Here is a 13,242-nt window from a genome sequence, read left to right as displayed (position 1 = left end):
CCGGCTAAAAAGCGGGTTGCGTGCTGGCAGGTCCGGGCAGGGCGGAGTATAAGAACGGGCAGGGTTTTTGCTCTTCCTTTTGCGGAGTACACCATTCTTATGACAGACGTCTCTCAGCCCTTACCATCGGCGGCCCCCGACGATTACGATGCCGCCTCGATCTCTGTGCTGAAGGGACTAGACGCTGTCCGTAAACGGCCCGGAATGTATATCGGCGATACGGATGACGGGTCCGGCCTGCACCACATGGCTTTCGAAATCATCGACAACGCGGTCGATGAGGCACAGGCAGGCTTTGCCTCCCGCTGTATCCTGACCCTGAACGCCGATGGCAGTGTGACCGTGCGTGACAACGGGCGTGGCATTCCCACCGACATGCACGCCGAAGAAGGCGTCAGCGCCGCGGAAGTGGTGCTCACGCGCCTGCATGCCGGTGGCAAGTTCAACCAGAATTCCTACAAGGTCTCCGGCGGCCTGCACGGCGTGGGTGCAGCCGTGGTGAACGCGCTGTCGGAATGGATGGATGTACGGATCTGGCGTAACGGCCAGGAGCACTTTATCCGCTTCACCCATGGTGACCGGGTCGCACCGCTTGAGGTTGTCGGCCCTTCGGACCAGGAAAGCGGCACGGAGGTGTCCTTCAAGCCAAGCGGGGCTACGTTCCCCAAGACCGAATTCGATTTCACGATTCTGGAGCGGCGCCTGCGCGAACTCGCGTTCCTGAACTCGGGGCTTGAAATCATCCTGCGCGATGCCCGGACGCAGCCCGTCCGTGAAGAAGTCTTTTTTTACGAAGGCGGGCTGGAAGCGTTCGTAAACTGGCTCGACCGCTCCCGCACATCGCTGATTACCCCCCCGATCACCGGCTCCATGGAAAATACCGATAACGGGATCAGGGTGGAATTTGCCCTGAGCTGGAACGACAGTTTCCATGAAACCATGCTGTGCTTCACCAACAACATTCCCCAGCGTGACGGTGGCTCGCATCTGGCCGGTTTCCGGCAGGCGCTGACCCGGATCGTCGGCAAATACGCCGAAAGCCTTTCCAATAAAAAGGACGCCCTGTCCCTGCAGGGAGAGGACATGCGCGAAGGGCTGACGGCTGTCCTGTCCGTCAAGGTTCCGGACCCCAAATTTTCTTCCCAGACCAAGGACAAGCTGGTTTCCTCCGAAGTGCAGCCCGTGGTTCATGCCGCTGCCGCCGACATGATCGGCCACTGGTTCGAAACCCACCCCAAGGAAGCCAAGACCGTTATTGCCAAGGTGCTTGACGCGGCTTCCGCACGGGAGGCCGCCCGCAAGGCGCGTGAACTGACCCGCCGCAAGGGTGTTCTGGACGTCTCGTCCCTGCCGGGCAAACTGGCGGACTGCCAGGCCCGCGACCCGGCACAGGCCGAACTGTTCATAGTCGAGGGTGATTCGGCAGGTGGCACCGCCAAACAGGGACGTGACAGGCGCTTTCAGGCCATTCTGCCACTCAAGGGCAAAATCCTGAACGTTGAACGTGCCCGGTTCGACCGCATGCTGGGCTCGGCCGAAATCGGCACGCTGATTACGGCCCTGGGTACGGGAATCGGCCGGGGCGAGCCCGAGCAGGGTGGTTTTTCCATCGACAAGCTGCGCTACCATCGCATCGTCATCATGACGGACGCCGACGTGGACGGGTCCCATATCCGCACGCTGCTGTTGACTTTCTTCTTCCGCCAGATGCCCGAACTGATCGAACGCGGCTATCTGTACATTGCCCAGCCCCCGCTATACCGCGCCAAGCGCGGCAACGAGGAAACCTACCTCAAGGACGACGCTGCTCTGGAGCGTTACCTGCTGGACAAGGCACTCGCCAATGCGAGCTTCGTGTATTCCGACGGCCGCACCGTAAAGGGCGACACGCTCGAGCAGGACATGCCGTTTATCCAGCAGTCGGCCCAGGTTATCGGCCGCCTTGCCGGACGCGTACCCGCCTGGGTGGTGGAGCAGGCGGCTCTTGCCGGCGCGCTGGGTTCCGAGCTTGAAGCCCTTCAGCTTCGCATGCCCGAACTGCAGCAGCGCCTGGATGCCGCCTCCGCCCCGGCGGAACGGGGCTGGAAAGCAGTTGCCAGCGCCGACGGGGTGGAAGTGGCCCGCAATGTGCGCGGCGTGGGTGAAGTCTACCGGTTTGAACCCAGCGTTCTGGCCGGCGCGGATGCCCGGTGGCTCAGTTCACAGAATGCCCGCCTGCTGGCCGATTTCGGGCAGGGCGTAGCGCTCAAGACCGACACGACAGAACACAGGCTGAGCGGCCCTGCGGATCTGTTCACCCGCCTGCTGGCACAGGGCCGCCGCGGTCTGGCGATCAACCGCTTTAAAGGACTGGGCGAAATGAATGACGCCCAGTTGTGGGAAACGACACTCGACCCTGCCATGCGAACGCTGCTGCAGGTGCGCGTGGGCGACCTTGAAGAAGCAGGGGACGTTTTTACAACCCTGATGGGTGATGTGGTTGAACCGCGCCGCGACTTTATTGTCGGCAATGCCCTGAAAGTCGCGAACCTGGACGTTTAAAACGTCCGGTCACGAAAAAAGGCCGCCGGCAAAACCGGCGGCCTTTCAGGCTATACGGCAGCCGTTCAAAATCCGGCCCCGATCTGTATCAGTCCATACGCCTCAATCGCCTGCCTTGATCAGATGATCGATCTGACGGAACTGCCGCAGCAGGGCTGGCAGACTGCTGATCGGCAACATGTTCGGCCCGTCGCTAGGGGCTGAATCCGGGTCCTGATGCGTTTCGATAAACAGGGCCGCAACCCCTACAGCAAGGGCGGCCCGCGCCAGCACAGGTGCAAATTCACGCTGCCCACCTGACGTGCCACCCTGGCCACCGGGCTGCTGGACCGAATGCGTTGCGTCGAACACGACCGGGCAGCCGGTCTGCGCCATGATCGGCAGGCCACGCATGTCATTGACCAGCGTATTGTAACCGAAGCTGGTTCCACGTTCGCACAGCATGATTTTTGCATTACCGGTCGAGGCAATTTTGGCGGCGACGTGCTGCATGTCCCACGGGGCCAGAAACTGGCCTTTCTTGACATTGACAGCAGCCCCGGTCTTGCCCGCAGCCAGCAGAAGATCAGTCTGGCGACACAGGAAAGCCGGTATCTGCAGCACATCGACAGCCTGCGCGACCACAGCACATTGTTCTGGTGCATGCACGTCCGTCAGCACCGGTATGGCCAGACTTTCACGCACACGGGCCAGAATATCCAGCCCGTCATGCATGCCTACACCCCTTGCACTCGACAGGCTGGTACGATTGGCCTTGTCGAAAGAGCTTTTATAAATCAGCCCCACGCCTGCGGCTGCGCACAGCTCTTTCAACGCCACGGCTGTTTCCATGGCATGGGCTGCGGATTCAATCTGGCAGGGGCCAGCAATCAGAACAAAGGGCCTGTCATTGCCAACGGACAGCCCGCCAATATCGAAAGACGCGCCCACGACGTGGTTCATACCAGCCGGGCCTTGTCCAGCGCTGCTCCCACAAAACCGGCGAACAGGGGATGCGGCGCAAACGGGCGGGATTTCAGTTCCGGATGATACTGCACGGCAATGAACCAGGGATGGTCGGGATATTCCACAACCTCGGGCAGAATTCCGTCAGGCGAGAGGCCGGAGAATTTGAGCCCTGCCTTTTCAAGCTGCTCGCGGTAATGAATGTTGACTTCGTACCGATGGCGATGACGTTCGCGGATGGACGTGGCGCCATAGGTTTCAGCCACACGGGACTCAGGCACAAGACTGGCAGGATAGGCGCCAAGCCGCATGGTCCCGCCCAGTTCGCCACCTTCGCTCCGGCGCAGGCGTTCGTTGCCACGGGCCCATTCGGTCATAAGCCCTACGAGAGGTTCATCCGTCCGGCCGAATTCGGTTGACGACGCGTCCGGCAGGCCAGCCAGATTGCGCGCGCATTCGATAACGGCCATCTGCATGCCAAAGCAGATACCAAGGAACGGAATGCCCTTTTCACGCGCAAAACGAATGGCCTCGATCTTGCCCTGGGAACCACGTTCGCCAAAACCGCCCGGCACCAGAATGCCATGGGCACTGGCGAGCTTGCCTTCCAGGCTGGCGGGATTTTTCTCAAATCCCTCGGAATCGATCCAGTCCAGCGTGACCTTGACGCGGTGGGCAATACCCCCATGCAGCAACGCTTCGTTGAGCGACTTATAGCTGTCGAGCAGGGCGGTATATTTGCCCACGACAGCAATGCGCACCTCGCCATCGGGGTGACGTATGGCGTTCACAACTTTCTGCCAGTTCGCCAGATCCGGCTCATCCGTGTGGGGCAGGCCGAAATACCGCAGGACCTCGGTATCCATTCCTTCGGCATGGTAGGAGAGGGGGCAGGCGTAAATGGTGTCCACGTCGCGCGCGGCAATGACCGCTTCGGGGCGGACGTTGCAGAAATTGGCGATCTTGCGCCGTTCGGTCGGGGGAATGGGCCTGTCGCAACGGCACAGCAGAATCTGCGGCTGAATGCCTACATTCTGCAATTCCTTGACGGAATGCTGCGTGGGCTTGGTTTTCAGTTCCCCAGCCGAGGCAATCCATGGCAGCAGCGTCAGATGCACCACCATGGTCTGGTCCGCACCCAGGTCGTTGCGCAACTGGCGAATGGCTTCGAGAAACGGCAGGCTCTCGATATCGCCGACAGTGCCGCCAATTTCCACCAGCACAAAATCCAGGTCGTCGGTATTGGCGACGACAATATCCTTGATGGCGTCGGTAATGTGGGGAATGACCTGAACAGTCGCCCCCAGATAATCGCCCCGGCGTTCACGCACGATAACGTCGGAATAGATCTTGCCGGTGGTGGTGTTGTCTTCCCTCGAGGCATTCACCCCCGTGAAGCGCTCATAATGCCCAAGGTCCAGATCGGTTTCCGCGCCGTCATCGGTCACGAACACCTCACCATGCTGGTATGGGCTCATGGTTCCGGGGTCGACATTCAGATAAGGGTCGAGCTTACGCAGGCGAACCTTGTAGCCACGTGCCTGGAGCAAGGCGGCCAGAGCGGCAGAGGCGATGCCCTTTCCCAGAGAGGACACCACACCACCGGTGATAAAAACAAATCGGGTCATGAACACACTTCCTACACGGACAGGGCCGGGCGGGTAAAGACGAACAAACGAAAACCTCCGCATGCGGTTCGGCATGCGGAGGTTGACGGGAGGAAAGCCACTCTTCGCACCGCATGACGGGAAGAGTGGCGCATCGGCATATCAGGGCTTGGAAGGCGCCTGGGCCGGTGCGGCAGACGGGGCAGGGGCCGCAATGCCCTGACCGGCGGGTGACGCAGGCTGCTGAGCGGGAACAGGCGCGGGTGCCACAGGCGGCGCAGAAGCCTGCTGCGGCGGTGCAGCCAGAATATCATGACCGGCCCCCGTGACCGCCCCCTTGTACAGCACGGCAAGAGTAAGGGAGAGGAACATGAACAGCCCTGCCAGCACCGCGGTCGTGCGGGTCAGCAGGTTGGCAGTCCCCCGCCCTGACATGAACGCCCCCATCCCCTGGCTGCTGCCGATACCCAGGCCGCCACCTTCGCTCCGCTGGATCAGCACGACGCCGATCAGGGCAATGGTGACGCAAAAATGCAGGATCAGCAGGGCTGTGGTCATGTCAGGTTCCAGATCAGTACAGCAGATCAGCCAGCCGAAGCCGCGCCGACTATGGAAAGAAACGCATCCGCCTTCAGGCTGGCGCCACCGACCAGAGCCCCAGCCACCTCGGGAATGGAAAGAATGGCAACCGCGTTATCGGCGTTCACGGACCCTCCATACAGGATTTTGATAGCTTTTCCAGCCTCTCCGAACTGGCGCACGAGTTCCTGGCGCAGGAATGTCATGGTTTCAGCGATCTGGGCCTCGGTCGCGGCAAGTCCGGTGCCGATCGCCCATATGGGCTCATAGGCGACGATTCCGCAGAACCCGTCGGGAAGAGAGCCTTTGATCTGCCAGCCCAGCGTATCGGCATAGTCACCATTTTCGCGCTGGTCATGGGTCTCACCCACGCAGACAATGGGCGTCAGCCCGGCTTTTGCCGCGGCAACGGCCTTTTCACGCACGGTTTCATCCAGTTCGCCATGGCCCTGCCGGCGTTCGGAATGACCCAGAATGACATGGGTCACGCCCAGTTCCGTCAGCATGGGAGCTGAAATATCGCCCGTATGCGCGCCTGAAGCGGCCTGGTGGCAATCCTGCGCCCCCAGGCCAACGGGCGTGTTGGCCAGGCCGTCAGCCAGCAACGCCAACTGCGTGAAAGGCGGGCAGATCACGACATCGGGGCCGGTCCCGGTTACGCCGGCCACCAGCGCCGTCACCAGCTCGCGCGAGGATTCGCGCAGGCCGTTCATTTTCCAGTTGCCGACAATCATCTGCCTGCTCATACCCATATCCTCACCTTGACGCGGGGCCTGGAGCACGCGCCAGCAGGGGCGTGCATCGGCCGACGGTTCTATTCGGTCCCAACCATAAACGCACGAACCCATACAAAAGCAGTGCCCGCGGGGGCTGGACTGTCCGGCACTGTTATGGCTGGTCAAGTCCCACGCCTGCGCTTATGGTGCGCCACCTGATTATGATAATCGCATAGTTTCTGACAAGCTGCGGATCCCTGGATCGATGATTTCCTACCTGCGTCGAGTTTTTGTTGAATCGTGGCTGGGCCGCGTAACCGCCATTGTCGTTTTCGTGGCCTTCGTGGGGTGGGGTGTCGGTGACGTCATCGGCTACATGAGCGATGAAACGGATACCGTAGCCCGCGTAGGCCAGCACCGGATTGCATCGGGCGAACTGGCCTCGGCCCTGCGGGCGGAAATGCCCGGCATTGTCAAGCAGATGGGTGTTGCCGATCCGTCGCAGCTTTCCCCCATCATGCGCAGGCAGGTGGCGCTGCAAATTCTCCACCGCCTGACCGGGCAGAGCGAACTGCTCGAAGCCGCGCACGCCATGAACGTGATGGTACCCGATGACGCCGTGCGGAACGAAATTTTCACCCTGCCTTACTTCAAGGGCGCGAACGGGCAGTTCGACCGCGCCCTTTTCAACCAACGGCTGCGCGAGCAGGGGCTTACGGAACAGCGCGTGATCCAGATCGTGCGCGATGACCTGACAAGCCGTGCCCTGCTTCAGCCACTGGCCCTGTCGGGCAGCATGTCCAGCACCATGCTCCAGCGTCTGGTGGCCTACGGTGCGCGCACCCATGCCATTGATTTCGTGCGCATACCCTTTGCAGCCCAACCCACGCCCGACGCCCCGGACGACGCGGTGCTGCGCCGCTATTATGCCAACCATCCGTGGCTGTTCCGTTCGCCCGAACTACGGCATGCGCGCATTGTCGTGCTGTCCCCCACAACCGTCGCGGATACGATCACACTGGACGATCAGCGTCTCAAACGTGTGTATGACGAACAGAACGCACGCTACAACGTGCCGGAAACGCGCGATATCCAGTTGATCACGTTCCCTGACCAGGCACAGGCCCAGACTGTCAGTGCATCCTGGCAGCATGACGGAAACTGGCAGGCGGCGCAGGCCGCAGCCAAAGGGGCGGCAGCAGTCGACATGCCGGGAACGCGCCCGTCCACCATTCCGTCCGACGCGCTGCGCACAGCCGTTTTCCAGGCCCCGACCGATCAGGTCAGTGCCCCGCTCAAAACCGAGGCTGGCTGGGCCGTGTTCAGGGTCACCAAGGTTACTCCCGCGCGCGTCACCCCGTTCTCGGATGCACGCAAGGACATTCTGGAGGAATACCGCAAGGCGGTGGCACCGTCCGTCGTGACTGAACGGCAGCGGCCGTTGCAGGACGCCATTGCCGCCAAGGGGCTGAACGCCATTCCCGACACGCTGGGGGCTGTCGCAGCCGCCGGCACGCTCGATGCCCACGGCATGACCGCCACGGGCGAGGCTGCTCCGCTGCCTGCCGCGGGGCCGCTTCGCGACGCCGTGATCAAGCAGATTTTTGCGCAAAAGCAGGGCGCGAACCCGACCCTGATCGAGGGGCCTGACAATGGCTGGTTCGCGGTCGATGTAGACAGCATCACACCGTCCCGGCCGATCGCCTTCGAGCAGGCGCGGGCCAGCGTTCTGGCCGCATGGCAGGCTGAAAACCGTCGCCGCGTTGCAAACCAGCGCGCGACCGGCCTGTACGTCACGACCAAGGCAGGCGGCAGCCTGAACGCCACGGCGTTACCCGAAGCACAGGTCACGCACGACGCGACCTTTTCGCTCGCCGTGCCCAACAAAGGCATTCCCGCGGAACTCATGGCCTTCCTGCCGCGCATGAAAGCGGGGCAGGCGGTCATGGCGGAAGATGACACGGGCTTTCTTGTTGCTGTGGTCACGCGCGTTTTCACGCCTGACCCGCCGGCGCCGCCTCAGGTCATGCAAAAACTGCGGCAGGATCTTGCGCAGGCTGATAGTGAAGATATCGTTGCAAGCTATCTGCAGGCGCTTAGCACCCGCGTTCCCCCTCACGTCAATGAAGCAGGGCTTTCGGCAGCCCTTTCAGCAGCCGGTTTCGGAGAAACCACGCCATGAACCGTACCCTGGCAGCCCAGGCTTTTGCATCCCCCACGCGTGAGGAATGTGAGCGGGCCTGGCAGGACGGGCGCGCCAGCGTGATATTTTCCGTCGAGGCAGCCGATCTGCTGACACCTGTTTCGGCCTATCTCAGGCTCGCGCATCACAACGGGGATTCTGGCCGACATACGCTTCTGCTCGAGAGCGTGGAAGGCGGCATTTCACGCGGGCGCTACTCCGTTATCGCGCTCAAGCCAGACCTGATTTGGACATGCCATAACGGGCAACTCACCCTCCAGACCGGGCCGGATGGCAAAGCCGTCCCTGTGCCCGCCCCCCAAGGCAGCCCGCTGGAACACCTGCGCCAGCTCGTGCGCGACACCCGGATCGATCTGCCTGACGGCCTGCCCTCCATGATCGGGGGCCTGTTCGGCTATCTGGGCTATGACATGGTGCGACAGATGGAGCACCTGCCCGATGCCCCGCCCGATGACCTGAACCTGCCCGAAGCCGTGCTGATACGGCCTAGCCTGTTCGCGATTTTCGACAGCGTGACGGACGACCTGATACTGGCAGCCCCCATCCGTCCGTCCGCGCATGAGTCCGCAGACCATGCGTGGGAACGAGCCAACGCTCTTCTGGCGCATGCACGCACATGCCTTGCCGGTGCCCTGCCGGTATGCGAACAGCCAGTGCCTGACACCGTCGGCCCCGTCGTACCGACTTCCACATTCAGCCAGTCTGAATTCTGCGCGGTTGTCGAACGGATACAGGACTACATCGCCGCCGGCGATGCGTTTCAGGTTGTGCCGAGCCAGCGTTTTTCGACACCATTCCCCCTGTCGTCCATGGCGCTTTACCGGTCTCTGCGCCGGATCAACCCGGCACCGTTCCTGTTCCACCTGGATTTTGGCGATTTTTCCCTTGTCGGCTCATCTCCCGAAATCCTGGTGCGGCTGCGCGATGGCAAGATGACCGTGCGCCCGCTGGCTGGCACTCGCCCAAGAGGCAAGACCCCCGAAGAAGACAGGCAGCTTGAGCGCGACCTGCTGGCCGATGACAAGGAAATTGCCGAGCATCTGATGCTTATCGACCTTGGCCGGAACGACGTAGGCCGGGTCAGCATACCCGGATCGGTCAAGGTAACGGAAAAATTCGTTATCGAACGGTTCAGCCACGTCATGCATATTTCCTCGAACGTGGAGGGAACACTCCGCCCGGGACTGGAAGCGCTTGATGCCCTTATCGCCGCTTTTCCCGCCGGGACCCTGACCGGAGCGCCGAAAATCCGCGCCATGGAAATCATTGACGAGGTCGAACGGACCCGACGGGCAACTTACGCCGGGTGCATCGGTTATTTCGGTGCGGACGGCAACATGGATACCTGCATCGGCCTGCGCATGGCCGTTGTCAAAGACGGCACAATGCATGTGCAGGCCGGTTGCGGCGTGGTTGCCGACAGCGTGCCGCTGAAGGAATATGAAGAAACGCAGCACAAGGCGCGCGCGGTTTTCCGGGCGGCGGAGGCGGCGCTGCAACAGGCGGCGGCCGGCCGGGGCTAGCACGGTCCGCTTTTTCCACGTTATTTGACCAGCGCGCTGTATGGGACCATTCTTTTGCTATGATCCTCCTGATAGACAACTACGACAGCTTTACCTTCAACCTCGTTCACTACCTGGGTGAACTGGGGGCACAATGCCATGTCGTGCGGAACGATGCGCTCAGCGTGGATGAGGCTCTTGCCCTTGCGCCCGACGCCATTGTGCTGTCTCCCGGCCCATGTTCACCCAACGAAGCCGGGATCTGCTGCGACCTGATTACTGCCGCGGCGGGAAAAGTCCCCCTGCTGGGCGTATGCCTTGGCCACCAGGCCATCGGGCAGGTTTTCGGCACACATGTCGTACGCGCACCTGTGCCTACCCACGGCAAGACCAGCCCTGTCTACCACGACGGGACGGATGTGTTTGCCGGCCTTCCAAGCCCTTTCAAGGCCACGCGCTATCATAGCCTGACGCTGGAGCCGGCCAGCATCCCGCCCGAGCTTGAAGTAACAGCCTGGACACAGGACGGGGTTGTCATGGGGGTGCGCCATCGCCACCACCCCATTTCGGGCGTGCAGTTCCACCCGGAAAGCATTGCCTCCGAATACGGGCACGATCTGCTGCGCAATTTCCTGACCATCGCCCAAACCGCCAAGGCCGCGCCGGCTCATGGCTAGCACCATGCCAGTTGCCGGACAGCTTGACGGCCAGGACACGGGGAACGGATTTTTTTCCACCATCCTTGAACAGTTGACCCAACGTCAGTCACTGAGTGCGACCCAGGCCGAGACCGCTTTCGGGGTCATTATGGATGGCGCCATAGCACCCGAACGTATTGCCGCGTTCCTGATGGCCCTGCGCGTCAAGGGCGAAACTCAGGACGAACTTCTGGGTGCCGTGACAGCCCTCCGCCACCGGATGCACGCCGTGCCGGACATGCCGGCGGACGCGATCGACATCTGCGGGACGGGGGGCGACAATTACGGCACGCTCAACGTGTCCACTGCTGTGGCGTTCGTCCTGGCGTCGCTGGGGGTGCCGGTGGCCAAACATGGCAACCGTGCCGTGTCGTCCCTCTCGGGCGCGTCAGACGTGCTGACGGCGCTGGGCGTACCCCTTTCTGACAAGCCGGAGGAACTGGCCCGGCAGATGCGTGAGTGCCATGCCATTTTCCTGGCGGCCCCCAACCACCATCCCGCAATGCGCCATGCGGCAGGCGTACGCAGGGCACTCGGCCTGCCGACGCTGTTCAACCTTGTCGGGCCCCTGGTCAATCCAGCCGGGGTCAAGCGTCAGCTTCTGGGGGTTTTTTCAGCCCAGTGGCTCTACCCCATTGCCGACGTTCTGCGCCAGCTCGGTTCGGAGTGCGTATGGGCCGTGTGCGGGCAGCCGAAAGACGGGTACGGCGGCATCGACGAGATCACGCTGGCAGGCCCCACAGATGTCGTGGCCCTTGAAAAAGGCGACCTTGTTCGTTTTTGTATCGAACCGGAAATGGCGGGTCTTGCATACGCGCCGATCTGTGACATACAAGGGGGCAATGCGCAGCACAATGCGCAAGCGCTCGAAGCGTTGCTGCGCGGTGCCCCCGGCGCTTATCGTGATACGGTTGTGCTCAACGCCGCCTGCGCCTTGCACGTTGCCGGACGGGCCACAATTTTGCATGACGGGCGTATTGATCCGTCGGCTTTGAAAGACTGTGTGGCCCAAGCCGCACGTTCCTTGGACAATGGTGCCGCCCTGGCGGTGCTCAACGGTTTACGTTCGCCCGTGTCGGACGCACACGCCTGAGACATGACAGGATCATCATGAACGACATACCCTCTACAGTCGCGTCCTGCGCCGCAACAGCGGGTGGCAAGGCTGACGAACTGCCAGATGTTCTTTCGCGAATTTGCGCACGCACGAAGCTTGAAGTCGAACATCGCTCCACATTGCTTCCGCTCAAGGAAATCATTGCCAAGGCGCAGGAGCATAAGGAAGCCCCGCGCGGCTTCGGACGCGCGCTGAAGGAAAAAGCCGCCGACCGGGCCGTGGGCCTGATTGCCGAAATCAAGAAGGCGTCTCCATCCGCTGGAATCCTGCAGGAACATTACGACCCCGCCAAGATCGCCTATGCTTATGAACAGGCCGGGGCCGCGTGCCTTTCCGTGCTGACGGAAAGCTCCTGCTTCCATGGCTCAAACGACGATCTGGTGACGGCACGGGCGGCCTGTTCGCTGCCGGTCCTGCGCAAGGATTTTATTCTCGATCCGTGGCAGGTGTACGAAAGCCGCATGATCGGGGCAGACTGCATCCTGCTGATCATGAGCATCCTGTCCGACGAAACGGCCCTTGAACTGGTCGACCATGCCAAAGGACTGGACATGGACGTGCTGGTGGAAGTGCATGACGAGGATGAACTGAACCGCGCCCTGGCGCTGGATACATTGCTGATCGGTATCAACAACCGTAATCTCAAGACCCTGACGACGGATATCGAGACCACGATCCGTCTGTCACCGCTGGTGCCGCCGGACCGGATTATCATTTCCGAAAGCGGTATCCAGTCGCACGCGCAGGTCGAACAGCTTTCCGCCATTGGCGTGACCGGATTTCTGGTCGGGGAATCGCTGCTGCGCCAGCCCGACCCGGGTGAGGCCGCCCGGCAGCTTCTGGGGCAGGGCTGACGTGTCAGGCTCCCGGCTGAGCCATATTGACGCGGCAGGCCACGCGCGGATGGTCGACATTTCCGCCAAGACAGCCACCCGCCGCAAAGCGGTGGCAACATGTGACGTGACACTATCGCCCCAGACACTGGGGCTGATTCTGTCGGGCACCCTGCCCAAGGGGGACGTGATCGCCACGGCACGGATCGCGGGGATCATGGCGGCAAAGAAAACCGCCGATCTTATTCCCCTGTGCCATCCGCTCAGCCTGAGCAGCGTCAGCATCGACCTTGCGCCAGCGGATGACAAAATCGCGATAACGGCAATTGTTACAACAACTGGCGCAACCGGTGTGGAAATGGAGGCGTTGACGGCCGTGTCTGTCGCGGCGCTGACCTTGTACGATATGTGCAAGGCGGTGGATCGCGGCATGCACATTGACAACATCAGACTGCTACACAAAAGCGGGGGACAGTCTGGAGAATATAACGCCAGATAAAG

At 61.6% G+C, this 13,242-nt stretch carries 11 protein-coding genes; 7 read left to right on the top strand and 4 right to left on the bottom strand.

The window, feature by feature from the left end; genetic code table 11:
* Positions 1-99: 99 nt before the first annotated feature.
* A complete protein-coding gene (gyrB, locus tag ABF990_RS01375) occupies positions 100-2,541 on the top strand; it encodes a DNA topoisomerase (ATP-hydrolyzing) subunit B (protein WP_415499861.1) in 2,442 nt (813 codons plus the stop codon).
* 102 nt (positions 2,542-2,643) lie between these two features.
* Here gyrB and kdsA read toward each other — a convergent pair whose 3' ends face one another.
* The 4 genes from kdsA to tpiA form a co-directional block, all read right to left on the bottom strand.
* Complete coding sequence (kdsA, locus tag ABF990_RS01370; RefSeq protein WP_415490070.1) at positions 2,644-3,483, bottom strand: 3-deoxy-8-phosphooctulonate synthase; 840 nt, start codon at positions 3,481-3,483, stop codon at positions 2,644-2,646.
* Positions 3,480-5,114, bottom strand: coding sequence for a CTP synthase (locus ABF990_RS01365; RefSeq protein ID WP_415490069.1), 1,635 nt, complete (start codon positions 5,112-5,114; stop codon positions 3,480-3,482). Before ABF990_RS01365 ends, kdsA begins: the two co-directional genes overlap by 4 nt.
* A 141-nt stretch (positions 5,115-5,255) precedes the next feature.
* The gene (secG, locus tag ABF990_RS01360) at positions 5,256-5,651 is read right to left on the bottom strand and encodes a preprotein translocase subunit SecG (protein ID WP_415490068.1); all 396 of its coding nucleotides are present in this window, start codon (positions 5,649-5,651) and stop codon (positions 5,256-5,258) included.
* A gap of 26 nt (positions 5,652-5,677) precedes the next feature.
* On the bottom strand, positions 5,678-6,418 hold the full coding sequence (gene tpiA / locus ABF990_RS01355) for a triose-phosphate isomerase (RefSeq protein ID WP_415490067.1): 741 nt from the start codon (positions 6,416-6,418) through the stop codon (positions 5,678-5,680).
* 235 nt (positions 6,419-6,653) lie between these two features.
* Between tpiA and ABF990_RS01350 the strand changes: the two genes are divergently transcribed.
* From ABF990_RS01350 to moaC, 6 genes are read left to right on the top strand one after another with little or no spacing between them, the layout of a single operon-like run.
* The gene (locus tag ABF990_RS01350; protein WP_415490066.1) at positions 6,654-8,570 is read left to right on the top strand and encodes a peptidyl-prolyl cis-trans isomerase; all 1,917 of its coding nucleotides are present in this window, start codon (positions 6,654-6,656) and stop codon (positions 8,568-8,570) included.
* On the top strand, positions 8,567-10,114 hold the full coding sequence (trpE, locus tag ABF990_RS01345; protein ID WP_415490065.1) for an anthranilate synthase component I: 1,548 nt from the start codon (positions 8,567-8,569) through the stop codon (positions 10,112-10,114). The genes ABF990_RS01350 and trpE overlap by 4 nt, the downstream gene beginning before the upstream one ends.
* Before the next feature lie 59 nt (positions 10,115-10,173).
* The gene (locus ABF990_RS01340) at positions 10,174-10,770 is read left to right on the top strand and encodes an anthranilate synthase component II (RefSeq protein ID WP_415490064.1); all 597 of its coding nucleotides are present in this window, start codon (positions 10,174-10,176) and stop codon (positions 10,768-10,770) included.
* A gap of 4 nt (positions 10,771-10,774) precedes the next feature.
* Positions 10,775-11,884, top strand: a complete 1,110-nt coding sequence (gene trpD / locus ABF990_RS01335) for an anthranilate phosphoribosyltransferase (RefSeq protein WP_415506451.1) — start codon at positions 10,775-10,777, stop codon at positions 11,882-11,884.
* A gap of 17 nt (positions 11,885-11,901) precedes the next feature.
* Entirely contained in the window at positions 11,902-12,762 is an 861-nt protein-coding gene (gene trpC, locus ABF990_RS01330; RefSeq protein ID WP_415490062.1) for an indole-3-glycerol phosphate synthase TrpC, read from the top strand.
* Positions 12,763-12,811: 49 nt separating this feature from the next.
* Positions 12,812-13,240, top strand: coding sequence for a cyclic pyranopterin monophosphate synthase MoaC (gene moaC / locus ABF990_RS01325; protein ID WP_415490218.1), 429 nt, complete (start codon positions 12,812-12,814; stop codon positions 13,238-13,240).
* Positions 13,241-13,242: the final 2 nt, after the last annotated feature.

The organism is Acetobacter sp. (genome assembly GCF_047723915.1).
Lineage (GTDB): Bacteria > Pseudomonadota > Alphaproteobacteria > Acetobacterales > Acetobacteraceae > Acetobacter.
Note: the sequence above shows the minus strand (reverse complement) of the source record. Positions and strands in the feature narration are given on the sequence as shown.

Bases quoted from the DNA above. Each gene is read 5' to 3' on its own strand.
- tpiA (WP_415490067.1), bottom strand. From the start codon at position 6,418: ATGAGCAGGCAGATGATTGTCGGCAACTGGAAAATGAACGGCCTGCGC.
- moaC (WP_415490218.1), top strand. From the start codon at position 12,812: ATGGTCGACATTTCCGCCAAGACAGCCACCCGCCGCAAAGCGGTGGCA.
- trpC (WP_415490062.1), top strand. From the start codon at position 11,902: ATGAACGACATACCCTCTACAGTCGCGTCCTGCGCCGCAACAGCGGGT.
- ABF990_RS01350 (WP_415490066.1), top strand. From the start codon at position 6,654: ATGATTTCCTACCTGCGTCGAGTTTTTGTTGAATCGTGGCTGGGCCGC.
- ABF990_RS01340 (WP_415490064.1), top strand. From the start codon at position 10,174: ATGATCCTCCTGATAGACAACTACGACAGCTTTACCTTCAACCTCGTT.
- secG (WP_415490068.1), bottom strand. From the start codon at position 5,651: ATGACCACAGCCCTGCTGATCCTGCATTTTTGCGTCACCATTGCCCTG.
- kdsA (WP_415490070.1), bottom strand. From the start codon at position 3,483: ATGAACCACGTCGTGGGCGCGTCTTTCGATATTGGCGGGCTGTCCGTT.
- trpE (WP_415490065.1), top strand. From the start codon at position 8,567: ATGAACCGTACCCTGGCAGCCCAGGCTTTTGCATCCCCCACGCGTGAG.
- trpD (WP_415506451.1), top strand. From the start codon at position 10,775: ATGCCAGTTGCCGGACAGCTTGACGGCCAGGACACGGGGAACGGATTT.
- gyrB (WP_415499861.1), top strand. From the start codon at position 100: ATGACAGACGTCTCTCAGCCCTTACCATCGGCGGCCCCCGACGATTAC.
- ABF990_RS01365 (WP_415490069.1), bottom strand. From the start codon at position 5,114: ATGACCCGATTTGTTTTTATCACCGGTGGTGTGGTGTCCTCTCTGGGA.